This window comes from Pelagibacterium limicola (assembly GCF_015694405.1).
In the GTDB taxonomy this organism is placed as follows: Bacteria; Pseudomonadota; Alphaproteobacteria; order Rhizobiales; family Devosiaceae; genus Pelagibacterium; species Pelagibacterium limicola.
Map to the genome: position 1 here is coordinate 87,478 of NZ_JADQDB010000002.1, position 26,621 is coordinate 114,098.

25 protein-coding genes are annotated in these 26,621 nt (G+C 60.7%); 15 read left to right on the forward strand and 10 right to left on the reverse strand.

Going from position 1 to position 26,621, the window contains the following annotated elements; all coding sequences use genetic code 11:
• Positions 1-24: 24 nt before the first annotated feature.
• From fabZ to I2G20_RS03405, 4 genes are read left to right on the forward strand one after another with little or no spacing between them, the layout of a single operon-like run.
• The gene (gene fabZ / locus I2G20_RS03390; protein ID WP_196258788.1) at positions 25-462 is read left to right on the forward strand and encodes a 3-hydroxyacyl-ACP dehydratase FabZ; all 438 of its coding nucleotides are present in this window, start codon (positions 25-27) and stop codon (positions 460-462) included.
• Positions 459-1,268 carry an acyl-ACP--UDP-N-acetylglucosamine O-acyltransferase gene (lpxA, locus tag I2G20_RS03395; RefSeq protein ID WP_196258288.1) on the forward strand — a complete coding sequence of 270 codons (810 nt, stop codon included), beginning with the start codon at positions 459-461 and terminating at the stop codon, positions 1,266-1,268. Before fabZ ends, lpxA begins: the two co-directional genes overlap by 4 nt.
• Positions 1,265-2,092 (forward strand): UDP-2,3-diacylglucosamine diphosphatase LpxI domain-containing protein, encoded by an 828-nt coding sequence (gene lpxI / locus I2G20_RS03400; RefSeq protein ID WP_196258289.1) that lies wholly within the window; start codon positions 1,265-1,267, stop codon positions 2,090-2,092. Before lpxA ends, lpxI begins: the two co-directional genes overlap by 4 nt.
• Entirely contained in the window at positions 2,085-3,200 is a 1,116-nt protein-coding gene (locus I2G20_RS03405; protein WP_196258290.1) for a lipid-A-disaccharide synthase, read from the forward strand. The genes lpxI and I2G20_RS03405 overlap by 8 nt, the downstream gene beginning before the upstream one ends.
• Here I2G20_RS03405 and gltA read toward each other — a convergent pair.
• Positions 3,197-4,486, reverse strand: a complete 1,290-nt coding sequence (gene gltA / locus I2G20_RS03410; protein WP_196258291.1) for a citrate synthase — start codon at positions 4,484-4,486, stop codon at positions 3,197-3,199. The two genes, I2G20_RS03405 and gltA, sit on opposite strands and share 4 nt — an antisense overlap.
• Positions 4,487-4,667: 181 nt before the next feature.
• Positions 4,668-6,089 (reverse strand): glutamate--tRNA ligase, encoded by a 1,422-nt coding sequence (gltX, locus tag I2G20_RS03415; protein ID WP_196258292.1) that lies wholly within the window; start codon positions 6,087-6,089, stop codon positions 4,668-4,670.
• A 74-nt stretch (positions 6,090-6,163) separates the two neighbouring features.
• On the opposite strand from gltX, the gene I2G20_RS03420 reads away from it, so the two are divergent.
• Complete coding sequence (locus I2G20_RS03420) at positions 6,164-8,299, forward strand: ComEC/Rec2 family competence protein (protein ID WP_196258293.1); 2,136 nt, start codon at positions 6,164-6,166, stop codon at positions 8,297-8,299.
• Here the strand turns inward: I2G20_RS03420 and lexA are convergent.
• The 8 genes from lexA to I2G20_RS03460 all read right to left on the reverse strand — a co-directional run bounded on the left by lexA (position 8,293) and on the right by I2G20_RS03460 (position 16,569).
• A complete protein-coding gene (lexA, locus tag I2G20_RS03425; RefSeq protein WP_196258294.1) occupies positions 8,293-9,003 on the reverse strand; it encodes a transcriptional repressor LexA in 711 nt (236 codons plus the stop codon). The genes I2G20_RS03420 and lexA overlap by 7 nt on opposite strands.
• 91 nt (positions 9,004-9,094) lie before the next feature.
• A complete protein-coding gene (locus I2G20_RS03430; protein ID WP_196258295.1) occupies positions 9,095-10,288 on the reverse strand; it encodes a molybdopterin molybdotransferase MoeA in 1,194 nt (397 codons plus the stop codon).
• On the reverse strand, positions 10,288-10,770 hold the full coding sequence (moaC, locus tag I2G20_RS03435; protein WP_196258296.1) for a cyclic pyranopterin monophosphate synthase MoaC: 483 nt from the start codon (positions 10,768-10,770) through the stop codon (positions 10,288-10,290). Before moaC ends, I2G20_RS03430 begins: the two co-directional genes overlap by 1 nt.
• Complete coding sequence (trpC, locus tag I2G20_RS03440; protein WP_196258297.1) at positions 10,763-11,563, reverse strand: indole-3-glycerol phosphate synthase TrpC; 801 nt, start codon at positions 11,561-11,563, stop codon at positions 10,763-10,765. Before trpC ends, moaC begins: the two co-directional genes overlap by 8 nt.
• On the reverse strand, positions 11,560-12,576 hold the full coding sequence (trpD, locus tag I2G20_RS03445) for an anthranilate phosphoribosyltransferase (RefSeq protein WP_196258298.1): 1,017 nt from the start codon (positions 12,574-12,576) through the stop codon (positions 11,560-11,562). Before trpD ends, trpC begins: the two co-directional genes overlap by 4 nt.
• 11 nt (positions 12,577-12,587) lie before the next feature.
• A complete protein-coding gene (locus I2G20_RS03450) occupies positions 12,588-13,184 on the reverse strand; it encodes an anthranilate synthase component II (protein ID WP_196258299.1) in 597 nt (198 codons plus the stop codon).
• The gene (gene trpE / locus I2G20_RS03455; RefSeq protein ID WP_196258300.1) at positions 13,184-14,689 is read right to left on the reverse strand and encodes an anthranilate synthase component I; all 1,506 of its coding nucleotides are present in this window, start codon (positions 14,687-14,689) and stop codon (positions 13,184-13,186) included. The genes I2G20_RS03450 and trpE overlap by 1 nt, the downstream gene beginning before the upstream one ends.
• A gap of 8 nt (positions 14,690-14,697) precedes the next feature.
• The gene (locus I2G20_RS03460) at positions 14,698-16,569 is read right to left on the reverse strand and encodes a peptidylprolyl isomerase (RefSeq protein WP_196258301.1); all 1,872 of its coding nucleotides are present in this window, start codon (positions 16,567-16,569) and stop codon (positions 14,698-14,700) included.
• A 167-nt stretch (positions 16,570-16,736) separates the two neighbouring features.
• Here I2G20_RS03460 and tpiA point away from each other — a divergent pair, with 167 nt between their 5' ends.
• From tpiA to I2G20_RS03510, 10 genes are all read left to right on the forward strand, one after another.
• Complete coding sequence (gene tpiA, locus I2G20_RS03465) at positions 16,737-17,492, forward strand: triose-phosphate isomerase (RefSeq protein ID WP_196258302.1); 756 nt, start codon at positions 16,737-16,739, stop codon at positions 17,490-17,492.
• 147 nt (positions 17,493-17,639) lie between these two features.
• Positions 17,640-18,071 carry a preprotein translocase subunit SecG gene (gene secG, locus I2G20_RS03470; RefSeq protein WP_196258303.1) on the forward strand — a complete coding sequence of 144 codons (432 nt, stop codon included), beginning with the start codon at positions 17,640-17,642 and terminating at the stop codon, positions 18,069-18,071.
• Positions 18,072-18,184: 113 nt separating this feature from the next.
• Complete coding sequence (pyrG, locus tag I2G20_RS03475; protein WP_196258304.1) at positions 18,185-19,810, forward strand: CTP synthase; 1,626 nt, start codon at positions 18,185-18,187, stop codon at positions 19,808-19,810.
• A complete protein-coding gene (locus tag I2G20_RS03480; protein ID WP_196258305.1) occupies positions 19,810-19,992 on the forward strand; it encodes a DUF4169 family protein in 183 nt (60 codons plus the stop codon). Before pyrG ends, I2G20_RS03480 begins: the two co-directional genes overlap by 1 nt.
• Before the next feature lie 221 nt (positions 19,993-20,213).
• Complete coding sequence (locus I2G20_RS03485; RefSeq protein ID WP_196258306.1) at positions 20,214-20,579, forward strand: PRC-barrel domain-containing protein; 366 nt, start codon at positions 20,214-20,216, stop codon at positions 20,577-20,579.
• A 142-nt stretch (positions 20,580-20,721) separates the two neighbouring features.
• On the forward strand, positions 20,722-21,996 hold the full coding sequence (eno, locus tag I2G20_RS03490) for a phosphopyruvate hydratase (protein ID WP_196258307.1): 1,275 nt from the start codon (positions 20,722-20,724) through the stop codon (positions 21,994-21,996).
• 230 nt (positions 21,997-22,226) lie between these two features.
• The gene (locus I2G20_RS03495; protein WP_196258308.1) at positions 22,227-22,556 is read left to right on the forward strand and encodes an FtsB family cell division protein; all 330 of its coding nucleotides are present in this window, start codon (positions 22,227-22,229) and stop codon (positions 22,554-22,556) included.
• A 193-nt stretch (positions 22,557-22,749) separates the two neighbouring features.
• On the forward strand, positions 22,750-23,769 hold the full coding sequence (gene pdhA, locus I2G20_RS03500; protein WP_196258309.1) for a pyruvate dehydrogenase (acetyl-transferring) E1 component subunit alpha: 1,020 nt from the start codon (positions 22,750-22,752) through the stop codon (positions 23,767-23,769).
• 106 nt (positions 23,770-23,875) lie between these two features.
• On the forward strand, positions 23,876-25,276 hold the full coding sequence (locus tag I2G20_RS03505) for a pyruvate dehydrogenase complex E1 component subunit beta (protein WP_196258310.1): 1,401 nt from the start codon (positions 23,876-23,878) through the stop codon (positions 25,274-25,276).
• A gap of 16 nt (positions 25,277-25,292) precedes the next feature.
• Positions 25,293-26,612 carry a pyruvate dehydrogenase complex dihydrolipoamide acetyltransferase gene (locus I2G20_RS03510; protein WP_196258311.1) on the forward strand — a complete coding sequence of 440 codons (1,320 nt, stop codon included), beginning with the start codon at positions 25,293-25,295 and terminating at the stop codon, positions 26,610-26,612.
• Positions 26,613-26,621 lie beyond the last annotated feature (9 nt).

Consider the following 26,621-nt stretch of genomic DNA (forward strand, 5'->3'; position numbering starts at 1 on the left):
AACGAGTTGGCGCAGCTCTCAACGATGGAGATCGACGCGATACTGGCGGCGTTGCCGCATCGCTATCCCTTCCTGATGATCGACAGGATCATCGATATCGACGGCGATGAGTCTGCGGTCGGTATCAAGAATGTCACCTTCAATGAGCCGCAATTCCAGGGTCATTTCCCTGGCGAGCCGATTTTCCCTGGCGTGCTCATCATCGAAGGGATGGCCCAGACGGCAGGGGCCATCGTCATCAATCTTGAGAATCGGGCGGGCGGCAAGCACATCGTTTATCTGCTCACCATCGACAATGTGAAATTCCGCAAGCCCGCCAAACCGGGCGACAAGCTTGAATATCACATCAAGAAAATTCACCGCCGCAAGACTGTGGGCCGTTACGAGGCCAAGGCTATCGTAGATGGCGTGGTTTATGCCGAGGCCGAAATCGGGGCGATGATCGTTAAGGCTGAATCGTGACAGCCTCCATTCATCCAACCGCCATCGTCAGCCCCTCGGCAGTGCTCGGCGATGACGTGGTCATCGGTCCATACTGCATCATCGGAGACAATGTGGCGCTGGGAGACGGGGTCCATCTCCTGTCGCATGTGTGCATCGAGGGCCGCACGAATATAGGTGCGGGAACCAAACTCTATCCGTTCTCGTCCATCGGCCAGCAACCGCAGGATCTCAAATATGAGGGCGAGGAAAGCGTCGTCCTGATCGGAGAGAATTGTGTCCTCCGCGAATACGTGACGATAAATCCCGGTACGACCGGCGGCGGCATGGAAACCAGGGTCGGTAACGATTGCCTGCTCATGGTCGGCGTCCATATCGCCCACGACTGCCGCGTGGGCAATAATGTCGTCATGGCCAATCAGGCGAGCTTGGCCGGCCATTGCGTCGTCGACGACTATGTGCGCTTCGGTGGGATGTGCGGCGTCCACCAGTTCGTGCGCATCGGCGCCCATGCCTTTGTCGGTGCCATGAGCTTTGTCGACAACGACGTTATTCCCTATGGTTCGGTCCTGGGCAACCGGGCATATCTCGGCGGCCTCAATCTGGTAGGCCTCAAGCGCGCCAGGTTCGATCGGGAGTCGATCCACACCCTGCGCGCCGCCTATCGCATGATCTTCTCCAACGAAGGCACCTTGCGCGAGCGCGTCGAGGACGCTGCGGAGATTTTCAAGGGCGAAAAGCTCGTGGAGGACGTCATCACCTTCATCCGCAAACCGTCCGAACGCGCCCTTTGTATGCCGCGAAACGGTTCCGGCCTAGAGGAATGATCGGAGAACGACGTCTCGCACTGGTTGCGGGTTCTGGCGCGCTTCCCTTGCGCGCCATTGCGGCTGCCCGTGAGGCGGGCTGGCAGGTCCGCGTTCTCACGCTTCATCCGCGCGACGATCTGGCGGAGGAAAATCCCTTTCAGATCAAAGTCTCGCGTCCCGATCTGGTCCTTAGGGAAATCCGGGCCTTCAGGGCGACCCATGTCTGCGCTGTGGGCGGAATGCATCTGGGCGACAAGGATAGGGAAAACCTTGCCACGTTTGCGGGTGACGACAGTCGGGAGAACAGGGGCGACAGCAAGCTGTCCCAACTCGGCGCGCAACTTCTCAAGATGCTCGGCATCCCATTCATCGGCGTGCACGAGATCGTGGCGGACCTTCTGGCTGAGGAGGGTGTGCTCGGAACCATCGTTCCGGATGAATATCTTCTTGCTGCAATGCGCCACGCCTTTGCTGCAGCCCGGCGTGCAGGGGAGCTCGATCTCGGACAGGCTCTCGTGACATCGGGGTCACGCGTTCTGGCTCTCGAGGACATCGCGGGCACCGACGCGCTGATCGCACGCATCCGCATGTTTCGCGCGTCGGGGCTCGTTGGAGACGGCGCTGCGCGCCTCGTGCTTGCCAAAACCTCCAAACCCGGCCAACCCGTTCATATCGACTTGCCCGCTATTGGGCCCGATACCATTGCCGGTGCAGCGGAGGCGGGTATCGCGGGCATTGTCGTTGAGGCTGGGCGTACGCTGATGATCGAACGCGAGGATCTCATAGCCGCGGCGAACCGCGCCAATATAGCGATCGTCGGCCTCAGGGAATCCCATGACTAGTGCCTTCATTCTGGCGGGCGAAGCTTCAGGGGACCGCATAGGGGCCGAACTGATCGCCGGGTTGCGCAAGCGTGCCGATATCCGCTTTTCCGGCGTGGGCGGGGAAGCCATGACTCGCCAGGGGCTGGACTCGCTGTTCCCGATCGACGACCTCGCGGTCATGGGCTACGCCGACGTCATCGCTCGTCTCCCGCTCCTCCTGTGGCGCGCGCGCCAAGTTGTTCGCTTCATCGAACGGAATAGGCCCGACATTGTTATTTTGATCGATGCGCAGGTCTTCTCACAGGTGGTCGCCAGCCGGCTGCGCAAGCACGGCTATCGCGGGCGCATCTTTCTTTACGTCGCGCCTGCAGTATGGGCTTGGAAGCCCGAGCGGGCGAAAAAGATCGCCTCTTTATACGATGAGGTCTTCAGTGTCCTCCCGTTCGAGCCGCAAGCCATGCAAAGGCTCGCCGGCCCGCCCACTGTGTATGTCGGCCATCCAGCGCTCGCGCGGTTTCCTTTCCGCACCTATCAGCCCGAACGCGGGCCGCTGCTTCTGCTGCCGGGCAGCCGTCGCGGTGAACTCCGCCGCCACCTCCCGCTTATGCGCGAACTCGCCACGGGGCTGAGCCAGCACCCGGCGATAACGCGCTTCGTCATCCCCACGCTATCCTCGCTGCACGCAAAGCTCGTGCGCGAAGTTGCCGAATGGCCCGCGGATGTCGAGGTCGTCAGCAGCGAAACGGCACGGCTGCAGGCGCTTTCCGAGGCCGTAGCGGCCTTCGCAGTCAGTGGCACTGCAACGCTCGAACTCGCCCTTGCAGGCGTACCCCACATCCTGACCTATGTAGCCGAGCCCGCCCAGGTCCGCATGTTTGAAAAGGCCGATACAAACCATATTGGCCTGCCCAATATCATCGCAGGTCGCGAGGTGACCCCGGAAATTCTGTTCGTCAAAAAGGGCGACCCGGCCCGCGCCAAGGCCGCCATCGAGCAACTTCTGGACGACACCGCGGCGCGCGCGGGGCAGGTTGCAGCCTTCGCCGCCATTCGGACGCTCATGGAAAAAGGGGCGCCGGAGGCACCCCTTCATGATCCGGTAGAACGAATTTTGTCGTACCTTTAACGCGCGCTGATCGATACGTAATCCCGGCTCGTCGCGCCGTTGTAGAGCTGGCGCGGACGTCCGATCTTCTTTTGCGGATCGCCGATCATTTCTTTCCACTGGGCAATCCAGCCCACGGTCCGGCTAAGGGCAAAAATGGCCGTGAACATCGAGGTCGGGAACCCGATGGCGTCGAGAATGATGCCCGAATAGAAATCGACATTCGGATATAGCTTGCGCTCGACGAAATAGGGGTCTTCCAGCGCGATCTTTTCAAGAGCCTGCGCGACCTGGAGCGTAGGGTTGTTCTCGACACCCATAAGGCTCAGCACTTCCCGAGCCGATTCCTGCATGACGGCGGCACGGGGGTCGTAATTCTTGTAGACGCGGTGCCCGAAGCCCATTAGCCGGAACGGGTCGTTCTTGTCCTTGGCGCGTGCGATGAATTCCGGGATGCGATCCACGGTGCCGATTTCGCGCAGCATGTTGAGCGCGGCCTCGTTCGCGCCGCCATGTGCGGGCCCCCAAAGGCACGCCACACCCGCGGCGATACACGCAAACGGATTGGCATCCGAGGAGCCTGAAAGCCGCACCGTCGAGGTAGAGGCGTTCTGCTCATGATCTGCATGCAGCGTGAAGATGCGGTCCATCGCCTTGGCGATGACGGGATCGACCTTGTAGTCCTCCGCCGGCACGGCGAAGCACATGTGGAGGAAGTTCGCCGCGTAATCGAGATCGTTGCGCGGATAAACGAACGGCTGCCCGACGGAGTATTTGTAAGCCATGGCGGCGAGCGTCGGAATCTTGGCGATCATGCGGATCGAGGCGATCTCGCGCTGCACCGGGTCGGAGATGTCGGTGGAGTCATGATAGAATGCCGCCATTGCGCCGACCACCCCGGTCAGCACTGCCATCGGGTGCGCGTCACGCCGGAAGCCGCGGAAGAAATAGTGCATCTGCTCATGCACCATCGTATGCCGGGTCACGCGGTTTTCGAAATCGGCTAGCTCGGCCTTGGTGGGCAGTTCGCCGTAAAGCAGGAGATAGCAGACTTCGAGATAGGAGCTTTTTTCAGCAAGCTGGTCGATCGGATACCCGCGATAAAGAAGCTCGCCCACATCGCCGTCGATATAGGTAATCGCGCTGTCGCAGGCTGCGGTCGAAGTGAAGCCGGGATCGTAGGTGAAGAGGCCGGTTTTGGCATAGAGCGAGCGAATGTCGATGACATCAGGGCCGACCGTTCCACTGAGAACCGGGAACTCGTAGGTCTGGTCGCCCAAGGTGAGTTTCGCTGTTTTATCGCCCATGCAATATCTCCCGAGTTATGCGCTGCCCGCATTGCGCATAATAGCGCGCCGGCCCGCAATGAGCACGTTTCTCAACACTTTGAAATGTCGCTCCTCGGTAGCCGATTTAGCATGGCCGCGCAACTGCGTCACTATACTTGACGTATAGGTAAGACCAAAGGATAAGCGCGGAGACGCGAGCTTATCCTTTGTCGGTAACGTCGGCGATACGCGCCAGGCTCTCGGCCTTTCCGATCAGCACCATGACCTCGAAAATGCCCGGGCTTATCGTGCGCCCGGTAAGCGCTGCCCGCAAGGGTTGGGCAATTTTGCCCAGCTTGGCGCCGACACTTTCGGCATAGGCCCGCACGTCGGCGTCGATTGCCGCAACCGACCATTCGGATAGCGCGGCGAACCGGCCTCGAAGGGTTTCCAGATGCGCGATCGATTCAGGGGTGAGGAGTTCGCTTGCCTTCTCCTCGATGGCCAGGGGTCGCGAAGCGTAGATGAACTGCGCGAGATCGATCAGTTCGAGCACCGTTTTGGCGCGCGGCTGCAATTCGGGGATCGCAGCGATCGCTGTATCCTTGTTGTTGAGAAGTCCTGCATAATCGGCGTTCCGGCCCAATTCCGAGGCGGCATCCACCATGACCTCATAAAGCCGCACCGGCTCGGCGGCACGGATATAGTGGGCGTTGAGGCTGTCGAGCTTTGCGAAATCGAAGCGCGAGGCGCCCTTGTTGAGCGCCTTGAGCGAGAACCACTCGACCATTTGTTCCGTGGAGAAAATTTCGTTATCCCCATGAGCCCAGCCCAGGCGTGCCAGATAATTGCGCAGCGCTTCGGGCAGATAGCCCATCTGCCGGTAGGCCTCTACGCCCAGTGCTCCATGGCGCTTGGAGAGCTTGGCACCGTCCGGGCCGTGAATCAGGGGAATATGCGCCATCTCGGGCACATCCCAACCCATTGCCTGGTAGATGACGATCTGCCGGGCGGCATTGGTCAGATGATCGTCGCCGCGGATAATGTGGGTGACACCCATGTCGTGATCGTCGACCACGACCGCATGCATATAGGTCGGCGTACCGTCCGAGCGCAGGATGATGAAATCGTCGAGATTCTCGGCCTTGAACACCACCTCGCCCTGGACGTGGTCATGGACCACGATCTCGCCCGACTCCGGGGCTTTGATACGAATGACAGGATTGACGCCGGAAGGTGCATCGGAGGGATCGCGGTCGCGCCAACGCCCGTCATAGCGCGGCGGGCGGCCCTCGGCGCGCGCCTTTTCGCGCATCTCAGTCAGCTCGTCGGGCGTACAATAGCAACGATAGGCCATGCCTTTATCGAGAAGCGCATGGGCGATCTCGGCATGCCTGTCGGCGCGCGCGAACTGGGAAATTGGTTCGCCATCCCAGGTGAGCCCCAACCAGCTCAGCCCGTCGAGAATTGCCGCTACAGCAGCATCGGTTGAACGTTCGCGATCAGTATCCTCGATGCGCAGCAGCATCTTGCCACCCGTGTTTTTCGCATAGGCCCAGTTGAACAGGGCCGTGCGCGCGCCGCCGATGTGGAGAAAACCGGTGGGCGAGGGGGCGAAGCGTGTGACGACAGGCTTGGACATCCGATGATAACCGCTTGGATAAAATATCGGCCCGTGTGTACCATAGCGTCCGGCAAGCGCAAGGGCAGGGCGGCATGACCGAGGGGGCGGCACCGCGGCGGATCGCGTTCGGGCGGAAAGTTCCCCCCGACGGGCACCGCTGGCTGCCTGCTTTGGCAAGTCGTGTACAATATTTAGCCTCGGCGTTTTGGACCGCGACGAACGACGCGGCCGGCCAACGGCGCACGTTCAATCTGATTCCGTTCGCCATCGTGGCGGGGATCGTTGCTTTCCGGCTTCTGCCATTCGAACCCGACCTGTTCGTGCTTGCCTGTGGCGCCGGCATTGCTGTCGCCGCAATTTATTTCGTGCGCCGGACGCACTGGGCAGTCATGGGCCTTGCGGCGCTCGTGGGTTTCAATGCCTTGCCTTTTCATGGCGCCGTGTTCGGTACACCCATGCTCGCTGCGCCGAAATACGGCCAGTATACGATGCGGATCGATGCCGTCATTTTCGACGATGGCGAGGCGCAACGATGGCTGGTTTCAGGAATTGACGCCGAAGACCCGAGGGACGATCCCGGTGTGCGCCGCGCGCGCGTCGCTGTTCCCGGCAATCTGGCGGTGCAACCGGGTGACCGGGTCCATGCCCGCGTGCGGTTTTATCCCATTCCTGCGCCAGTTGCCCCAGGCAGCTACGATGCCCAATTTACCGGATATTTCGATGGCATTGGCGCCTATGGCGCGGTCCTCGATACGTCGGGGATAATCGCCAGCGGGGAGGGTGAGCTATTCCGGTTCACTGAGAGGCTCCGACGCGCCATCGCCGAACGGATATTGACTGTTCTCGACCCTGATAATGCTGGGATTGCGATCGCGCTCATCACCGGCGATCAGAGCCGGTTATCTGAGGATGATCGCACCCTTATGGCATCGGTCGGCCTCGCACACGTGCTGGCGATTTCCGGACTGCACCTTACGCTCGTGGCTGGAACGGCGTTTTTCGCATTGCGAGCGGCACTAAGCCTCTCATGGCAGGCAGCCCAGCAGCTTCCGGTCAAGCGCATCGCGGCCCTGGGAGGGATTTCGGTCGCAGTCGCCTATCTCGTTATTTCCGGCATGGGTATCGCTGCCATCCGCGCAACCATCATGCTGACGCTGATCTTTGCCGCCATTGTCTTCGGACGGCAGGCGCTGACCATGCGCAATGTGGCGCTTGCGGGCCTCATCATTGCGCTCACCGATCCTGCGAGCATTTTCCGCGCCAGTTTCCAGCTTTCCTTCGCTGCCGTCATTGCGCTCATCGCGGCCTATGAAATGGCCCGCGAGAACCGGGAGCGCCGCGCGCAGCAAGGCAACGCAGTTCTAAGACTCTTTCTCGATATAGCGATGACCAGCATCATCGCGGGGCTCGCAACGCTGGCCTTCACTGCCTACCATTTCCAGCAGACCGCGCCGTTCGGCCTGCTCGGCAATCTATTGGCCATGCCCATCGTCACCTTCATCGTGATGCCCTCGGCGCTTTTTGCGACGCTTCTCATTCCAGTCGGGCTCGACGAGCCATGCTTCCGAGTGATGGGTCTGGGTATCCAGGCAATGTTATGGTGCGCGCAAATGGTACGCGCCTTCAGCGGCGGCTTTGATCCCAGCCCGCTCCTCGCGCCCTCCGCGTTGATTGTCTGCTTCGCCGCGCTCGGCTGGCTCGGTTTTTACCGAACTCGAATTCGCCTGCTGGGACCACTGGTCGCGGTGCCCGTCATCTTTCTCTTCTGCGCTGAACAGGCCCCGGATGTCCTCGTCGCCGATTCTACGCAGGCCGTGGCGGTGCGTCATGACGGGCAACTCGCTTTGGTGGCTGGACGCGTGGGCACCTTTGCAGTGAATGTCTGGTCCGAACGCTATATGGAAACCATCCTGCCGAGTCACGAGCAGACGGGCTGCGATGCGCTGGGCTGCATCATAGACACCTCGCTGGGCTTCGCCCTGGCTCTTGCGAAGGACCCTGCCGCATTCGCGGAAGATTGTGATCTTGCCGATCTCGTCATCACCCGCATGCCCGCGCCTGCAGGGTGCAGCCAGTCAGCGACCGTAATCGACGCCGCAAGCCTTGAGCGTTACGGCACTCACGCGCTCTATTGGAACGAAAGCGCCCACCAGTTCGCCGTCAAAACGTCCATAAGTGACCCCGCCCGTCACTGGCGCATTCGCTACAGTGACGCGACACATCAGTAACGGCGCAAGAGGCCGACCAGACGACCCTGCACCTTCACACGGTCAGGCCCGAAAATGCGCGTTTCATAAGCCGGGTTTGCGGCCTCCAGGGCCACGGCGTTACCTTTGCGGCGCAACCGCTTGAGCGTCGCTTCCTCGTCATCGACCAGCGCGACTACAATCTCGCCATTTCCGGCGGTATCCTGCTTCTTGATCAGCACGGTATCGCCGTCGAAAATGCCCGCATCGATCATCGAATCCCCGCGCACTTCCAACGCGAAATGCTCGCCTCCGCCCAGCATTTCGGGCGGCACAGAAATGGTATGCGAATGGGTCTGGATGGCTTCGATGGGCACGCCGGCCGCAATCCGCCCCATGACCGGTATGGAAACCGGCTGGCCGGCATCGTTGTCCGCCGTCACAGCGGGGCGAGGAGGCACCTTGCCGAGATTACCTTCGATAACGCTCGGCTCGAAGCGAGACTTGCGCCCACCAAGCGAGGGGTTCATGGAATCCGGGAGCTTCATCACTTCGAGCGCGCGCGCTCGGTTCGGTAGCCGACGGATAAACCCGCGTTCCTCGAGCGCCGTAATCAGCCTGTGGATGCCCGACTTCGACTTCAGGTCCAGGGCGTCCTTCATTTCATCGAACGAAGGGGGAATCCCACTTTCCTTCATGCGTTCATGAATGAACATCAGGAGATCGTGCTGCTTGCGCGTGAGCATAGGTGGGTTCCCTTCCTCTTGGAGAGAATCTTCGGAACAAAGGCTGAACTCTTATACGTGTTCTTTAAATGTTCCGCAAGCGATTCCGCTGCTAGAGCAGGGTCACCTCCACGATTTCGCCCGCGTTTTTGCCTGTGTCGTGTTCAAGCTGGACGATAAGGCAGTCCGACCTTGCAAGCGAAGTAAGGTGCCCGCTGTCGGTTTCCCCCACTGGCGCGACGCCCGTCATCCCGCTTGCGTCCACCCTGCGGCAAGCCCTGATGAAGTGCCGCCTTGGTCCATTCGGAGCAAGAGATTCGGCGAGAGGGAGCATGAGCGGGGCAGGCGGCGTTTCGCCCAACAACGCCCGGATGGCCGGCATGACGAACACCGTGGCCGTCACCAACGCAGAGACCGGATTGCCCGGCAGGCCGAAGACCGTTGTATTGCCCTTGCGGCCCAGCATCAGCGGTTTGCCCGGCCGCATCGCGATCCGCCAGAAGTCGATTTCAACCCCATTTGCCTTGAGCGCCGCCTGGACGAGATCATGCTCGCCCACGCTCGCTCCGCCGGTGGTAACGAGGATATCGGGTGTGTCCTCAAGCGCACCACCGATGGCGTTGACCAGTATCTCCATATCGTCGGGGACAATCCCGAAATCGGCAATCCCTCCGGCGTGTGGCGAAAAGAGCGCGCGCAGCCCGAAGCTGTTGGAGCCTACGATCTTGCCAGGCGGGACGGGAGATCCGGGTGGCACCAGTTCCTCACCCGTCGCCATGATCGCAATTTTCGGCGCCTGGGTCACCGTGGCGAATGGTTGATTCGCCGCTGCAATGAGCGCGATATGGGCCGGTGCAAGCCGCGTCCCGATCGGGATCAGTGCATCACCATTGCAAAAATCATGGCCCTGGGTTCGGACATTCCGGCCAGGAGCGGTATCGGCGAGAAAGGTGATCGCATCCCCATGGGCTGTGGTCTGCTCCTGCATGACGACGGCGTCGGCCCCGGTGGGAATAGGTGCGCCGGTAAATATCCGAACGCAGGTGCCAGCTTCAACCTGACCCGTAAAGCCCTTTCCGGCTTGCGAGACGCCGCTCTGTATCAGCGTGACACCTTCGCGCACCTCGTCTGCGCGAACTGCATATCCGTCCATGGCGCTGGCGTCGAACGGGGGGTTATCCAACGTGGCCAGCACAGGAGCGGCCAGTACCCTGCCTACCGCTCGGTCCAGCGTGATGGTCTCGGCTTGCTTGGGTACGAGTGGAGAGACGATGCGCTGGAGCGCCTCATCGACAGAAAGAAGCATCAGGCCTCCCGCCGGAAATCGCCAGATTTCCCGCCTGATTTCTCGATAAGTTGCACATTGGTGATGGTCATCGATTTATCCAGCGCCTTGCCCATGTCGTAAAGCGTCAACCCGGTGACCGAAGCTGCCGTGAGTGCTTCCATTTCAACACCTGTGGGACCGGTGGTCTCCACTCGAGCACGGATAACGATCACATGCGGGTCTCGCCCCCGTTCGATATCGACCGAAACCTTCGAAATCGCGATCGGGTGGCAAAGCGGGATCAGGTCTGACGTTTTCTTGGCGGCCATGATCCCCGCCACCCGCGCCACGGCTACCGCGTCACCTTTCTTGAGCGCGCCGCCCAAAACGGCCGCAACGATTTCCGGAGTTGCATGAAGCTCGGCCTGCGCTACGGCGACCCGTTTGGTGTCGGGCTTGCCCGAAATGTCGACGATCCGCGCCGCGCCTTTCTCGTCGAGATGGGTCAGCCGCTCAGCCATGGCCAAAGAGCAGCGTTCTGGTCGCCGTCGTCACGTCCGGCTGCCGCATAAGGCTCTCGCCGACAAGGAACGTCCCCACCCCGGCTTCCGCCTCCAGGTGCTTGAGATCATCGTAGGTGAAGATCCCGCTTTCAGACACCAGCAGCCGATCCTCGGGCACCATTTTGGCGAGCGCGATCGTCGTGTCGAGCGTGACTTCGAAACTGCGCAAGTTGCGATTGTTGATGCCGATGAACTCGGCGCCCAGTTCCAGCGCGCGTTCCATTTCCGGCGCGTCATGGACCTCGACCAATGCATCCATGCCCCATTCACGTGCGGCGTCGAGCAGATAGCGCGCCGCTTCGTCGTCGACCGAGGCGAGGATGATGAGAATGCAGTCCGCTCCCCAGGCACGCGCCTCGGCAACCTGATAGGTTTCGAAAAGGAAATCCTTGCGCAGCACGGGAAGGTTCGTAGCGTCGCGCGCTTGCCCCAGATATTCCGGGCGCCCCTGAAACGAGGGTATGTCCGTGAGGACCGAAAGACAGGCCGCGCCACCGGCTTCATAAGCCTTGGCCAATACCGGCGGATTGAAATCCTCGCGGATCAGCCCCTTTGAGGGACTCGCCTTCTTGATCTCGGCGATAAGTCCATACTTGTTTTCGCTGCGCTTGGCCCTGAGGGCATCGGCAAACCCGCGGGGAGGAGCCTGCTCGTGGGCGGCAGCGACGATCTCGGCCCAGGGCCGCGCGGATTTCGCCGCCTCGATCTCCTCCCGCTTGTATGCCTCGATCTTTCGCAGGATATCGGTCATGCCGCGGCCTGCGAAGTTGCGACGAGCTTTTCGAGCGTTGCCTTGGCCTTGCCGCTGTCGATGGTTTCCGCGCCGAGCGCGACGCCTTCCTTGAGCGTTTCCGCCTTGTCGGCGACTACGAATGCGGCCGCTGCGTTGAGCAATACGATGTCCCGATACGGGCTCTTGGCGCCGTCGAGCAGCTTGCGAACTTCGCCCGCATTGTGCTCTGGATCGCCGCCGACAAGCTCATCGAGCGCGGCACGCGGCAGACCGGCATCTTCTGGCGTCACCTCGAACGATGTGAGGTTTCCCCCCTTGATCTGTGAGACGAAAGAAGGACCGGTCGTCGACAGTTCGTCCAGCCCGCTATCGCCGTGCACCACCCAGGCTGATTGCGCCTGGTTGGCGAGTAGGGCCGCCGCGACCGGCTCTACCCACTCGCGGTCGAAAACCCCCAGCACGTAGCGTTTGACGCCTGCCGGGTTGGACTGTGGTCCGAGCAGGTTGAACATGGTCCGCACACCCATTTCCATGCGGGTCGGCCCGACGTGTTTCATCGCCGGGTGATGGTTGGGCGCAAACATGAAGCCGATCCCTGCTTCGGCGATGCACTGCGCAATGCCTTCCGGTGAAAGGTCCAGCCGTATGCCAAGCGCCTGCAAGGCTTCCGCCGATCCCGATTTCGAAGACAGCGCGCGGTTTCCGTGCTTGGCCACCGGCACGCCGCCTGCCGCCACAACGAGCGATGCGCCGGTCGAAATGTTGAGTGTCCCCGCGCCGTCCCCGCCCGTACCGACAATATCGATAGCATCCTCGGGCGCGACAACGGGCACCATTTTGCGTCGCATGATAGAAACGGCAGCGGCGATCTCGCCCACGGTCTCGCCCTTCACCCGCATGCCCATCAGAAACGCGCCGATCTGCGATGGCGTCGCCTCGCCGGACATGATGATTTCCATCACGTCCCGCATTTCGGTACCCGTCAAATCCTTGCCCTGCGCGATGCGGTTGAGCGCCGATTTGATGTCCATGTTGCCTCCCCCTAGGCCGCTTTGTCCCGGTTGAAATCCCGCGCGATATTCAAGAAGTTCTGCAAAATCGCGTGCCCGTTTTCCGAGGCGATGCTTTCTGGGTGGAACTGCACACCGTGCACCGGAAGGTTGCGGTGCTGCAAGCCCATGATCTGTCCGTCGTCTGACCGCGCCGTAACAGTGAGATCTTCGGGCAGCGTTTCATCGCGGACCACCAGCGAGTGGTAGCGGGTCGCCTCGAACTGCCTGTTCAATCCCCGGAACACGCCACGCCCGTCGTGGGTGACGGTCGATACCTTGCCATGCATAGGAACCGGCGCCCGCACCACTTCGCCCCCGAACGCCTGGCCCATCGATTGCAGGCCGAGGCAAACCCCGAACAGCGGAATCTCGCCCGCAAACCGCTCTATCAGCGATAGGCAGATGCCGGCTTCGTTGGGTGTACAGGGGCCAGGCGAAATGACGATGGCGTCTGGCGATTTGGCTGCTATCTCGTCGAGCGTGATCTTGTCGTTTCTCACGACCTCGGTTTCCGCGCCGAGCTCGCCGATGTAGTGGACGAGGTTATAGGTGAAGCTGTCGTAGTTATCGATGACGAGAACGTGCATTACTGGCCCACCTTTGCTTCACCAGCATAACGTAGTGCTTCTTCGGCTGCGCTGAAAAGGGCCCGCGCCTTGTTTTCGCATTCGAGCTGCTCGAGTTCAGGCTTGGAGTCGGCGACGATCCCTGCGCCCGCCTGCACGTAAAGCTTGCCATCCTTGAGGATCGCGGTGCGAAGGACGATGCAGGTATCCATGCGTCCGTCGGCCCCAAAGTATCCCACGCATCCCGCGTAAACACCGCGCCGGACCTTTTCGAGCTCGTCGATGATCTCCATTGCGCGCACCTTTGGTGCCCCGGATACCGTGCCTGCGGGGAAGCCGGCCGAAAGCGCGTCGATGAAGTCGAATCTGGGATCCAGTTCGCCTACGACATTGGAGACGATGTGCATGACGTGGGAATAGTATTCGAGGAAGAACTTGTCAGTGACTTTCACCGTCCCGACCTTCGCTACCCGTCCGACATCGTTCCGCCCAAGATCGAGGAGCATCAGATGTTCGGAAATCTCCTTGGGGTCGGCCAGCAGTTCATCCGCCAGTTCCTTGTCGCGCTCGGGCGTCGCGCCGCGCTTGCGCGTGCCAGCGATGGGGCGGATGGTCACCTCGCCGTCATCGACCCGTACGAGGATTTCCGGGCTCGACCCGGCAACGGCAAAGCTGCCGAAATCAAGGAAATACATGTACGGCGAAGGGTTGGTGCGCCGCAGCGCGCGATAGAGCGCCGTGGGCGGCAGCGTGAAGTCGGCCGAAAATCGCTGGCTCAACACCACCTGAAAAATATCGCCCGCCGCGATGTAATCCTGCGCCTGGCGTACCATCGCAAAATATTCGTCTCGGCTCGTATTGCTCTCGACATCGATTTTTTCGAGGTCAGGTAGCGCGCCTCCGCGGGGCAGGGGTCTTTCGAGGCGCGCGATGGCATCCTCGATGCGGCTCTGCGCCAGCTCATAAGCCTGCCGCGCAGTAACGCCTTCGCGGGGGTAGATCGGAGCGGAAAGATAGAGTTCGTCCTTGAGGGAGTCGAACACCGCGAGCACCGAGGGTCGCATCATGATCGCATCGGGCAGGCCGAGCGGATCAGGGTTCTCGTCGGGCAGTTTCTCCATGAACCGCACCATGTCGTAGCCGAGATAGCCGAAGACGCCAGCCGAATTGGCGGGAAGCACCGAGGGCATCTCGATCTGGCTATCCGCGATCAGCGCCCTCAGCGTATCGAGCGGCTGGCCCTCGACCGGCGTAAAAGTGTCCGCATCGATACCGGCCCGACGGTTGATTTCCGCGCGCCCACCGACCACCCGCCACAGCAGGTCTGGTTCGAGACCGATGATCGAATAGCGTCCCTTCTTGGCTCCTCCTTCGACGGATTCGAGTAGGAAGGTGTGCGTCCGGCCTTCCGCGAGCTTGAGATAGGTGCCGACGGGCGTTTCGAGATCGGCAACCACGCGCCGGTAGAGCACCTGGCCCTTGCCGGCCTCGTAGCTCGCCGCGAAAGTCTCAAATCCGGCGTCCATCACACGTCCTATTCGAGACCGATCAGACGGCTGAACGTCTGCTCGTTTACGCGGATCGGCGTGTCCTGACGCAGCCCTTCGACAAATCCGGCAAAGACTTGGTCGGCAAAGCCCCGGCTGATCGAATCGGCAACCTGCGAGGTCTCGCCTGGGCTTGCCGGCATCACCGAGGTGACCTGGAAGACGATGACGTCGCCCTCGGCTGTCTGAACGTGCCCTGCTGCATCTTGCCCACCTGCAAAAGCCGCGCGGGCGAGATCGGGACCGACTGTCCCGTCAGACGTTCCGTTCCGCCCGAAAGCCTGCGAAGCCTGAGGAATAGAACCGGTTTCTGCGGCCAGCGAGAACATGTCGCCGCCCATGTCGAGCTGGGCCACCATCTCGTCGGCGGCGGTGAGAAGCGCATTGGTCGTCTGAAGTTCCTGCCATGCGGCAATGACCTCGTCGCGGACTTCGTCGAGTGACTGGTCGCGAACGGGCTGAACCTCGATCAACTCGAAAAATACCGCGCGGTTCGATCCGAGATTGATGGCGGGTGTAAAGCTCGCCTCGGGTGAAGCGGCAAAGACCTGGTTCACGACGCTGTCACGCGCAGACGGGGGAATCGTGCCTACCTCGTCGAGCGCGGCTCCTGACCGTGTCAGCTCAATCTCGTATATCCCGAGGCCATAAGCCTCGGCGATCGGGTCGATCGGCTGGAACGCGGCGCGTGCCTCTTCGATATCGTCATAGGCTTGCAAGAGCTGATCACGTCCCGCGGCAAGGCGCAGGCTCTGCTCAATTGTGTCCCGCACCGCTTCAACGGGTTGCTGGCCGCCCGGCACGATTTCAGACACCCAGATGGCACGTGGGCCGAGTGCGCCTGGAATGATCGTGAATCCGCCTTCAGGCAAAGCAAATGCCGCCTGGGCCAGCGCCGCATCGGTAAGCTGCGCTTGGGCGAACAACCCGAGCGGGCTGACATTGGTTTCGACACCTGCTTCGGTGATGAGATCGACGAAATCGCGGCCCTCGGCCAATCCTGCCTCAAAAACCTCACGCGTATTTTCGTCATTGAGAAGAAGCTGGCTGATCCGGCGCTGCTCTACGGTCACGTAGTTGGCTGCGGTACGCTCGTATTCGGCCTCGATCTGCGCCTCGGAAATCGCCACACCTTGCGCCAAGGCCTCGGGCGTCAACGGGAGCAGGCGGACCAAACGGGTTTCCTCTGTCCGGAAGCGCTCCTGGTTTTCAGCAAAGAACTGTGAGAGTTCTTCCTCTGAAGGCTCCTCGAAGACCGTGAAGAACACGGGATTGAGCTCGATGAACTCGATCGTGCGACGGTCGTTCTCGTAGGAATTGGCAATTTCGGCTGCAAATTGCGGCAGCGTCACCCCATCGAGCATCAGCCCAATCTGTTCGCGCTTTGCAACCTTGCGCTGGAGGTTGAGATATTCGGACTCCGTGTACCCCGCCTGCCGCAGCACCGATATGAAGGCGTTGCGATCAAAGGCGCCGAGCGCCCCGGCAAAGGAAGGATCCTGCCGCACCAGTTGGGCGAGCCTGTCTTCCGACGCGCCGAGATCAAGCCTGCGGGCGAGGATTTCGATGGCGGCATCGTTGGCCAGCCGTGCGAGTGTCGCATTCGGCAGACCGAAGGACAGCGCCTGTTGCGCGCTGGGCGAGATACCTGTTTGTGCGGCGAACTGATTGAGTTGGCCGCGATAGAGGCGGTCGAACTCGCGCGCGGTGACGTTCTGGTCGCCCACACGGGCAACGGTGTTGGTATTGAGATCGAGGAAGATGCTCGGCAGGCCGAACCCCGCCACCGCGAGGATCACGATAGCGAGAAATATCTTTGCGACCCAGCTCCGGCCGAAATTACGCAAATTGTCGAGCATGTTGTCCCATTCGATCGAAAAAGGCCGAGGTTTCCGTCTGGAACCCGGGGCCTATGGCTTTTGAGGCGCGCGCATAATAGACAGGGTCCATTCTGGCTCGCAAGGCACGTTCGGCTGCCGGGTTAAGCCATTGGAATGGACTGCGCAAGCTGTATTGAGGAGAGGGCATGAGCGAACGGATAAGGCCTCTTATTGCGGGCAACTGGAAAATGAACGGCACCAGCGCGGCGCTCAATGAAATCAGCCGGCTCCGTGAGTTGATCGCCGAGGCGAGGCGTATCGCTGCCGACATACTCGTTTGCCCCCCGGCAACGCTGGTCCACCGGGCGGCACAGATCGCCCAGGGCGATGCGATTGCATTGGGTGGCCAGGATTGTCATGCCTCCAGATCCGGTGCCTATACCGGCGACATTAGCGCCGAAATGCTCTCGGATGCCGGTGCCCGCTATGTGATCCTGGGACACTCCGAGCGCCGCGCCGGGCACGGCGAGACCAGCGCCGAAGTTCGTGCCAAGGCCGAGGCAGCCTTGGCAGCGGGGCTCGTGCCGGTCGTTTGCGTCGGGGAAACCGAAACCGAGCGTGCCGAGGGGTACGCCAACGCGGTTGTCGGCGATCAGGTCACCGAGTCGTTGCCCGATTTTGCCGCGGATGCGGAAATCGTCGTGGCCTACGAACCCGTCTGGGCCATCGGCACCGGCAAGACCCCGACTATCGATGACATTGCCCAAATGCACCGCCATATCCGCCAATTGCTCGTGGACCGCTTCGGGGCGGCGGGGGAGTCGGCGCGCATTCTCTACGGTGGTTCGGTAAAGCCCTCGAACGCCGGGGAAATTCTATCCACACCGAACGTCAACGGTGCCCTTGTCGGCGGCGCCAGCCTCAAAGCCGATGACTTCTTCGGCATCATTTCCGCAGCCTGATCGGCCGGTGCAAAAATCGCTGTCGCGAGTCTGGTCATCGCCGATCTTTGCGTGTAGAACCGCGCGCAACAAATTATGCACTTGAACTGAACGATCCCGATGCCGACATCGGGGTCGGCTTTCTATTGACAAGGACTGATCCGTCTTATGGCAACAGTATTGATTGTCGCCTATCTGCTGATCGTGGTCGCCATGATCGTGGTCATTCTGCTCCAGCGCTCGGAGGGCGGCGGGCTCGGCATGGGCGGTGGTGGCGGTTTCATGACCGCGCGCGGTTCGGCCAACCTCCTGACACGCACCACGGCAATCCTTGGCACGCTGTTCATGGCTACAGCAATTGCGCTGACCATTGTGAGCCAGATGGACCGCACCTCAACGACCATTCTCGACCGGGCAGTGCAGAATCCCGACGGCACCCCGGCTTCCGTGCTCGATGCGCTGGACGCTCTTGGCGCTGGCAATAATGACCTTTCGGCGCCTGCCCAGAACGTCCCTGCAGTTCCGAACGCGCCGGCGATGCCCGATTCTGACCTTTCCGCTCCCGAAACGCCAGCGGAAACGGACGCCACGGGCAACTGACCGCCCGGGAGACCAGGCCAAGGGATGGGGATGGAAACATCCCCTTCTTTTTTTGTGTGAGCGCGGCGAAATACGCGCTGCGAATCGATTGAGCATATGTAAGGTAAAAGCCCATGACTCGGTACGTTTTCATAACCGGTGGCGTGGTTTCCTCGCTTGGCAAAGGGCTCGCATCCGCCGCACTCGGCGCGGTGCTACAGGCGCGTGGCTACAAGGTCCGCCTGCGCAAGCTCGACCCCTATCTCAACGTCGATCCGGGCACCATGTCGCCCTACCAGCATGGCGAGGTGTTCGTCACCGATGACGGTGCCGAGACCGATCTCGATCTCGGGCACTACGAGCGTTTCACTGGCCGCTCGGCGAACCAGAAGGACAACGTCACCACCGGGCGCATCTATTCGGACATTCTCGCCAAGGAACGCCGCGGCGATTACCTAGGCGCCACCGTACAGGTGATCCCGCACGTCACCGACGAGATCAAGGCGTTCGTGACCTCCGACAATGACGATTACGATTTCGTGCTCTGCGAGATCGGTGGCACGGTCGGCGACATCGAGGCGATGCCGTTCCTCGAATCCATCCGCCAGCTTGGCAACGAACTGCCACGCGGGCAGGCGGTGTTCGTCCATCTGACCCTGATGCCGTTCATCCCGAGCGCGGGTGAACTCAAGACCAAGCCGACTCAGCATTCGGTCAAGGAACTGCGCTCGATCGGCATCCAGCCCGACATCCTGCTCGTGCGCTGCGACCGGCCGATCCCGGAAGGGGAGAAGCGCAAGCTTTCGCTCTTCTGCAATGTGCGGCCTTCAGCCGTGATCCAGGCCCTCGACGTGGCCTCGATCTACGACGTTCCCATCGCCTATCACGAGGAAGGGTTGGACGCCGAAGTGCTGGCTGCCTTTGGCATCGCCGATGCACCCGAGCCCAAGCTCGAAGGCTGGCGCGAAATTTCGCACCGCATCCATAACCCTGAAGGTCAGGTCAACATTGCCATTGTCGGCAAATATACCGGCCTCAAGGACGCCTATAAGTCGCTCAGCGAAGCGCTGGTCCATGGCGGTATCGCCAATCACGTGAAGGTCAACCTGAACTGGATCGATTCCGAGGTCTTCGAGCGCGACGATCCTGCGCCTTATCTCGAAGGCATCCACGGCATCCTGGTGCCAGGCGGGTTCGGCGAACGCGGCTCGGAAGGCAAGATCAACGCGGCGCGCTTTGCCCGTATCCGCGGCATTCCCTATTTTGGCATCTGCTTCGGGATGCAGATGGCGTGCATCGAGGCGGCGCGGAACACGGCCGGGATTCCCAAGGCGAGTTCGACCGAGTTCGGTCCGACCAAGGAGGCGGTTGTCGGCCTCATGACCGAATGGGTGAAGGATAATGAAAAGCGGGCCGGCTCCGACAGGGATCTAGGTGGCACCATGCGGCTCGGCGCATACCCTGCAACCCTCGTGCGCGGCAGTCGGGTAGCAGACATCTATGGCACCAACAGGATTTCGGAACGTCACCGGCATCGGTACGAAGTCAATATGAAGTACCGCAAGGTGCTCGAAGCCAATGGCCTCTTGTTCTCGGGCCTCTCGCCCGATGGCGAACTGCCTGAAATCGTCGAGCGCACGGACCACCCCTGGTTCATCGGGGTGCAGTACCATCCTGAACTCAAATCCCGCCCCTTCGAGCCCCACCCGCTATTTCGTTCGTTTATTTCCGCGGCGGTTGAACAAAGCCGGTTGGTTTAATGGCCGAGATCATCAACCTCCGGCTCGCCCGCAAGCGCAAGGAGCGGGCGGATATGGACGAGCATGCGGCAGCCAATCGCACAAAATACGGTCAGCCCAAATCCGCCAGGAAGAAGCGCGAGGCCGAAAAGGCCTTGGCTGCGAAACGGCTCGACGGACACAAACGAGAACCGGAAGCGTAGCCCCTTTTTTTTAACTGAACGAATTAGACGAATTTCGTACAATTCGTTCAGGTATAAATTTTGCTCATCCTGTTTCCCGAGCTTCGCCGGCCATTCCGCCAACGCGCCAGAATAGGCGGTCCTGGACCGATGGGGACAAACGTGAAGTGCCGGAACAAGAGCCGATCCCGTTCGTTGACTTGCCAGGCCGCGAAGCGGCGTCAATGCAAAGGAGATTGCTCATGCCTACCACTTCCGGACACACGACAGCGATCCGCGCCAGCAGGGCCATCGGCACCGATGTTTACAACGTCGACGGCCAGAAGATTGGCAAGGTAGAGGATATCGTCCTCGACAAGCTCGACAACTCGATCATGTTTGCCGTCGTTGGATTCGGCGGCTTCCTTGGGATGGGTGAGAAATACCACCCGCTTCCTTGGGGAACACTCGATTATTCCGAGGATACCGGCGGTTATATCGTTCCCTATACCCGCGAAGAGCTCGAGGCGGCGCCCGCCGACACCATTTCGGAGCTTACCATCGATGATGGCGAACGCGCGCGTCAGGAAGCCTACGACTACTACAAGGTTCAGCCCTACTGGCACTAAGAACCGGCTAATAAAAGTGAATCGTGCGGGCGGATGAGCGGTCATCTGCCCGTAATAATTTTGTGGCTAAAGGCTTCCTTCCCAGCCTTGGGTTGAATAGAAGACACTTCATTCTCCCATCTCCAGCACGAAGGGCCTTCCTATGTCCGCAATCGTAGATGTCATCGGCCGTCAGATTTTTGACAGCCGCGGCAATCCCACCGTCGAGGTCGACGTCGTTCTTGACGACGGAAGCTTCGGGCGCGCCGCGGTGCCCTCGGGCGCCTCCACCGGCGCTCACGAGGCCGTAGAACTGCGGGATGGCGGACAGGCTTATTTGGGCAAGGGCGTGCTGAACGCGGTCGAGAACGTCAACACCGTGATTGCGGCGGAGATCGAGGGACTCGACGCTCTCGACCAGATCGCCATCGATCGCGCGATGATCGAACTCGACGGCACACCCAATAAGAGCAAGCTGGGCGCCAATGCCATTCTCGGCGTTTCACTTGCCGTCGCTAAGGCGGCAGCCGACTCCTCGGCGCTCCCGCTCTGGAAATATCTCGGTGGCCCGAATGCGCGGGTCCTGCCAGTGCCGATGATGAACATCATCAATGGCGGTGAGCACGCAGACAATCCCATCGATATCCAGGAATTCATGGTGATGCCGGTCGGCGCATCCTCGATTGCCGAGGCTGTGAGGATCGGAACCGAGATTTTTCATACGCTCAAGAAAGGCCTCGCCGCCGAGGGCCATAATACCAATGTGGGCGACGAAGGCGGGTTTGCTCCAAACCTCAACTCAACTGAAGACGCGCTGGGTTTCATCATGAAATCCATTGAAAAGGCCGGTTACACGCCGGGCGATGACGTCTGCCTGGCGCTTGACTGCGCGTCGACCGAATTCTTCAAGAACGGCAAGTACGACATGAAGGGCGAGGGGAGGGTGCTCGGCTCGGACGAGATGGTGAAGTATCTCGAAGACCTGACGTCCCGCTTCCCGATTATCTCCATCGAGGACGGCATGGCCGAAGACGATTGGGACGGCTGGAAGGCCCTCACTGAGGCCATCGGCGGCAAAGTCCAGCTCGTGGGCGACGATCTGTTCGTTACCAACACCGAGCGTCTGTCGTCGGGCATCAAGATGGGCGTCGCCAATTCGATCCTCGTCAAGGTCAACCAGATCGGCTCGCTCTCGGAAACGCTTGAAGCCGTCGAGATGGCCCATAAGGCATCCTATACCTCGGTCATGTCGCACCGCTCTGGTGAGACTGAGGATTCCACCATCGCGGACCTCGCGGTGGCCCTCAATTGCGGGCAGATCAAGACTGGTTCGCTGGCGCGTTCGGACCGGCTGGCAAAGTACAACCAGCTCATCCGCATCGAGGAGTTTCTGGGCTCGTCGGGACAGTATGCCGGGCGGTCGATCCTCAAGGGGTAGGAATTTCGGGAAGTATTTCGTCCGGGGGCGCCGCGGCGCCCCTTCGGCCTTGCTCTCTAGATGTTAACCGGAGCGACTGGTCCAAGGATACGTTCTCCCCTCACAAGGGGAGGGCCATCCTCCAGGATTACAGTACTAAAGGGCACTGCACTACCTGCCGGCAACCACTCCTTAAGCCTGTTGGCCGATAATGCGACCCAGCATAATTATCGAGTCGGCAAACATATTCCATGCCCACCCGCGTCAAGCGCCCATCGATCCTCGTTAAACTTGGGACCACCCTGGGACTCGTCGGGTTCCTAGGCTATCTCGGCTATCACGTCTTTACCGGCGCTTTCGGAATTGAAAGCCAGAAAGACATGCTCGATGATATCGCCCTGCTCAAGGCCAGGCAGGCGGCGCTGCAGACCGAGATCAATTCCTACAGGCACCGCATTGCGCTTTTTGATCCGCAAAGGCTCGATCCCGATATGCTGACGGAGCGTGCAGGGGTAATGCTCGGTCTTGTGGCACCTGATCGCGTTATCATTGTACCGGACGATGAGATAACCAGTTTTTAGTTTATTTCGAACGTGAACTGAAAACAAGTTAAACATAAATTCGATTTCAATTTCAGTCGCTTGCGATCAAGCTGGAAGACATAACGCGCCTTTTGCCGTGACCTCGGCCGCTATAATGTGCTACAGCTTCAAAAAGGCTCCGCGCACCCCACGGTGTCGGCAACCATCCACATTCCAATGGAGATGTGTCCGCATGGCGCGAAAAGCAACGGCCACCAAGGCCAAGGCGACGACCAACGCCCCCGAATTCACCAAAGACCAGGAGCTTGAAGCTTTCCGCGAAATGCTTCTTATCCGGCGTTTCGAGGAAAAGGCCGGCCAGATGTACGGCATGGGCCTGATTGGCGGGTTCTGTCATCTCTATATCGGGCAGGAAGCGGTGGTTACAGGCATTACGATGGCGTCGAAAAAGGGCGAGGACGCCCAGATCACCGGCTATCGCGACCACGGGCACATGCTGGTCATGGGGCTCGACCCCGCCGGCGTGATGGCCGAATTGACCGGACGGCAGGGCGGGCTGTCGAAAGGCAAGGGTGGTTCGATGCATATGTTCTCGAACGAACACCGCTTTTACGGGGGCAACGGCATCGTTGGCGCTCAGGCATCGCTCGGCACCGGCTTGGCGTTTGCCTCCAAATATCGAGGCGACGGGTCGGTCTCGATCACATATTTCGGTGACGGTGCGGCCAATCAGGGCCAGGTCTACGAGAGCTTCAACATGGCCAAGCTCTGGAAACTGCCGGTCGTCTACATCATCGAGAACAACAAATATGCAATGGGGACGTCGATCGAGCGCGCTGCATCGACCACAGATCTTTCCCAGCGCGGCGTGAGCTTCGGCATTCCGGGCGAGCAGGTGGATGGCATGGACGTCCGGCTCGTTTACGAGGCCGCCAAGCGCGCCATCGAGCATGCAAGGTCCGGCAAGGGTCCCTATATCCTCGAAATGCTCACCTACCGCTATCGCGGCCACTCGATGTCGGATCCGGCCAAATACCGCTCCAAGGATGAAGTGACCGCCATGCGCACCGAGCGCGACCCCATCGAGCAGGTGCGCAAGCGTATTATCGAACTGGGCTATGCAAGCGAAGACGATCTCAAGGAAGTCGAAAAGGAAGTCCGGGCCATCGTGACCCAAGCGGCCGATTTTGCGACCAGCGACCCAGAACCCGATCCTTCCGAACTCTGGACCGATATTCTGGTGGACGAATAGGCGCGGGTAATCGCGCCACTCCCGCCTGATTTTCCTGCGAAGTTCCTTCCGACCGTCCGCACATGCTAGCAAGCAACGCGGTCAGACAAAATAACCGGAGCGTTTCATGCCCGATATTCTGATGCCGGCCCTTTCACCCACTATGGAAGAAGGCAAACTTGCCAAATGGCTCGTCAAGGAAGGCGACAAGGTCGGCCCTGGCGATGTGATTGCCGAGATCGAAACCGACAAGGCGACGATGGAAGTCGAAGCCGTTGATGAAGGTACCATCGGCAAGCTGCTCGTCGAGGAAGGTACCGACTCAGTAAAGGTCAATACGCCGATCGCCCAACTCCTCGTCGAGGGCGAGGAACCTTCCGACGCCGCACCCGCTGCAGCCGATGCGCCCAAGGAGAGCGAACAGCCCGGTCCCGATGCCGGCACGAACGGCGTCAGCCAGCCGACGGTCTCGTCCAAGCCTGATGCCGCTCCCGCCGCTCCCCAGTTCACGCCCAAGGGCGATCCCGACATTCCCGACGGCGTTGAGATGGTGACTGTCACCGTCCGCGAGGCGTTGCGCGACGCGATGGCCGAAGAAATGCGGGCCGACAAGGACGTGTTCGTAATGGGCGAGGAAGTCGCCGAATACCAGGGCGCTTACAAGGTGACGCAAGGCTTGCTTCAGGAGTTCGGGCCTGAACGCGTCATTGATACTCCGATCACCGAACATGGCTTTGCCGGCCTCGGCGTCGGCGCGGCCTTTGCCGGCTTGAAGCCGATCATCGAATTCATGACCTGGAATTTTGGCATGCAGGCCATCGACCAGATCATCAATTCGGCTGCCAAGCAGCTCTACATGTCTGGCGGGCAGGTCTCCGCCCCCATGGTCTTCCGCGGTCCGAACGGCGCAGCCGCGCGCGTCGGCGCCCAGCACAGCCAGGATTTTTCTGCCTGGTATTCGCACGTTCCCGGGCTCATCGTCATCGCGCCTTACACGGCGGCAGATGCCAAGGGACTTTTGAAGGCGGCCATCCGCTCCAAGAATCCGGTCGTGTTCCTGGAGAACGAAATCCTCTACGGGACCACGGGCGAAGTACCCAAGATGGACGACTTCGTACTGCCGATCGGCAAGGCACGCATCGCGCGCGAGGGCAAGGACGTGACCGTCGTGTCGTTCTCCATGGGGATGCGCTACGCGACGCAGGCAACCGAAAAACTGGTTGCAGCCGGAGTCGATGTCGAACTGATCGATCTGCGCACGCTCCGGCCGATGGATATCGGCACGATCGTCGAGTCGGTCAAAAAGACCGGTCGTATCGTCACAGTCGAGGAGGGTTGGCCGCAGGGCGGCATCGGCGCGGAAATCGCGGCCCAGCTCATGGAGCATGCCTTCGACTATCTCGATGCGCCAGTGACCCGCGTCACCGGCAAGGACGTGCCCATGCCGTACGCTGCGAACCTGGAGAAACTGGCGCTCCCGAGCGTCGACGAGGTCATCGCGGCGGTAAATGCCGTAACCTACCGCTAGCCCAAGGGAGGCCGAGATGCCCATAAACATCACAATGCCCGCCCTGTCGCCCACCATGGAAGAGGGCACGCTGGCCAAGTGGCACGTCAAGGAAGGCGACAGCGTCTCCGCAGGGGACGTCATCGCAGAGATCGAAACCGACAAAGCCACGATGGAAGTCGAGGCGGTAGACGAGGGGACCATCGGCAAGATTCTCGTGGCCGAAGGGTCCGAGAATGTGAAGGTCAACGCGGTGATCGCGGTTCTGCTTGAAGAGGGCGAGAGCGCGGACAGCGTAGGCGATGCCGCTCCTGCCCCTAAAGGCGATACCCCCAAGACCGAGGAAAAGAAGGCCGAAGCGCCCAGGACAGAAGAAAAGGCCGCGCCGGCGCCGGCAAAGGCGGCGCCCACTGTGCCCAGGGCTAGTGGCGAAAGGATTTTTGCCTCACCCCTTGCCCGGCGCCTCGCCAGGGAGGCCGGGATCGACCTATCTGCGGTTTCGGGAACGGGGCCGAAGGGCAGGGTTGTGAAGGCCGACATTGAAAAGGCCAGGGCGACCGGCATTGCGCCCAAACCCGCCGCAGCACCCGCTGCCGGGGCAGCGATGGCGAAGGGGCTTGGCCGCGATCAGGTCGTGGCCCTGTACGAAGAAGGCACCTACGATCTCGTGCCCGCTGACGGCATGCGCAAGACGGTGGCCGCGCGGCTGACCGAATCCAAGCAGACCGTGCCGCACTTCTATCTGACGCTCGACTGTCGGATCGACGATCTCCTGAAGGCCCGCGAGGACATCAACGCGGCCGCTCCCAAGGACAAGGACGGCAAGCCAGCCTACAAGCTCTCGGTCAACGATTTCATCATGAAGGCGTGGGCTTTGGCGCTCCAGCAGGTGCCGCAGGCAAACGCGACGTGGGCCGGTGATGCGATCCTTTATCATCATCGCTCGGACGTGGCCGTGGCGGTTGCAGTGCCGGGCGGGCTGTTTACGCCCGTCGTAAAATCCTGCGATACCAAAAGCTTGCGGCAGATTTCGGAAGAAGTGAAGGATCTCGCGACCCGGGCACGCAGCAAGAAGCTGGCCCCGCACGAATACCAGGGCGGTGCCTCGGCGGTTTCCAACCTCGGCATGTACGGCATCAAGCATTTCGGCGCGGTCATCAACCCGCCGCATGGGACGATCCTCGCGGTCGGTGCAGGCGAAGAGCGCGTCTATGTTGAGAAGGGCCAGATCAAGACTGGCAACTTCATGACCGTGACGCTTTCGTGCGACCATCGTTCGGTCGACGGTGCATTGGGGGCCGAACTGCTGGGCGCGTTCAAGAAGTTGGTCGAATCGCCGGTGATGATGCTGGCTTGAAGGGCAGGG

Bases quoted from the DNA above. Each gene is read 5' to 3' on its own strand.
- fabZ (WP_196258788.1), top strand. From the start codon at position 25: ATGGAGATCGACGCGATACTGGCGGCGTTGCCGCATCGCTATCCCTTC.
- lpxI (WP_196258289.1), top strand. From the start codon at position 1,265: ATGATCGGAGAACGACGTCTCGCACTGGTTGCGGGTTCTGGCGCGCTT.
- I2G20_RS03405 (WP_196258290.1), top strand. From the start codon at position 2,085: ATGACTAGTGCCTTCATTCTGGCGGGCGAAGCTTCAGGGGACCGCATA.
- gltA (WP_196258291.1), bottom strand. From the start codon at position 4,486: ATGGGCGATAAAACAGCGAAACTCACCTTGGGCGACCAGACCTACGAG.
- gltX (WP_196258292.1), bottom strand. From the start codon at position 6,089: ATGTCCAAGCCTGTCGTCACACGCTTCGCCCCCTCGCCCACCGGTTTT.
- I2G20_RS03420 (WP_196258293.1), top strand. From the start codon at position 6,164: ATGACCGAGGGGGCGGCACCGCGGCGGATCGCGTTCGGGCGGAAAGTT.
- lexA (WP_196258294.1), bottom strand. From the start codon at position 9,003: ATGCTCACGCGCAAGCAGCACGATCTCCTGATGTTCATTCATGAACGC.
- I2G20_RS03430 (WP_196258295.1), bottom strand. From the start codon at position 10,288: ATGCTTCTTTCTGTCGATGAGGCGCTCCAGCGCATCGTCTCTCCACTC.
- moaC (WP_196258296.1), bottom strand. From the start codon at position 10,770: ATGGCTGAGCGGCTGACCCATCTCGACGAGAAAGGCGCGGCGCGGATC.
- trpC (WP_196258297.1), bottom strand. From the start codon at position 11,563: ATGACCGATATCCTGCGAAAGATCGAGGCATACAAGCGGGAGGAGATC.
- trpD (WP_196258298.1), bottom strand. From the start codon at position 12,576: ATGGACATCAAATCGGCGCTCAACCGCATCGCGCAGGGCAAGGATTTG.
- I2G20_RS03450 (WP_196258299.1), bottom strand. From the start codon at position 13,184: ATGCACGTTCTCGTCATCGATAACTACGACAGCTTCACCTATAACCTC.
- trpE (WP_196258300.1), bottom strand. From the start codon at position 14,689: ATGGACGCCGGATTTGAGACTTTCGCGGCGAGCTACGAGGCCGGCAAG.
- I2G20_RS03460 (WP_196258301.1), bottom strand. From the start codon at position 16,569: ATGCTCGACAATTTGCGTAATTTCGGCCGGAGCTGGGTCGCAAAGATA.
- tpiA (WP_196258302.1), top strand. From the start codon at position 16,737: ATGAGCGAACGGATAAGGCCTCTTATTGCGGGCAACTGGAAAATGAAC.
- secG (WP_196258303.1), top strand. From the start codon at position 17,640: ATGGCAACAGTATTGATTGTCGCCTATCTGCTGATCGTGGTCGCCATG.
- pyrG (WP_196258304.1), top strand. From the start codon at position 18,185: ATGACTCGGTACGTTTTCATAACCGGTGGCGTGGTTTCCTCGCTTGGC.
- I2G20_RS03480 (WP_196258305.1), top strand. From the start codon at position 19,810: ATGGCCGAGATCATCAACCTCCGGCTCGCCCGCAAGCGCAAGGAGCGG.
- I2G20_RS03485 (WP_196258306.1), top strand. From the start codon at position 20,214: ATGCCTACCACTTCCGGACACACGACAGCGATCCGCGCCAGCAGGGCC.
- eno (WP_196258307.1), top strand. From the start codon at position 20,722: ATGTCCGCAATCGTAGATGTCATCGGCCGTCAGATTTTTGACAGCCGC.
- I2G20_RS03495 (WP_196258308.1), top strand. From the start codon at position 22,227: ATGCCCACCCGCGTCAAGCGCCCATCGATCCTCGTTAAACTTGGGACC.
- pdhA (WP_196258309.1), top strand. From the start codon at position 22,750: ATGGCGCGAAAAGCAACGGCCACCAAGGCCAAGGCGACGACCAACGCC.
- I2G20_RS03505 (WP_196258310.1), top strand. From the start codon at position 23,876: ATGCCCGATATTCTGATGCCGGCCCTTTCACCCACTATGGAAGAAGGC.
- I2G20_RS03510 (WP_196258311.1), top strand. From the start codon at position 25,293: ATGCCCATAAACATCACAATGCCCGCCCTGTCGCCCACCATGGAAGAG.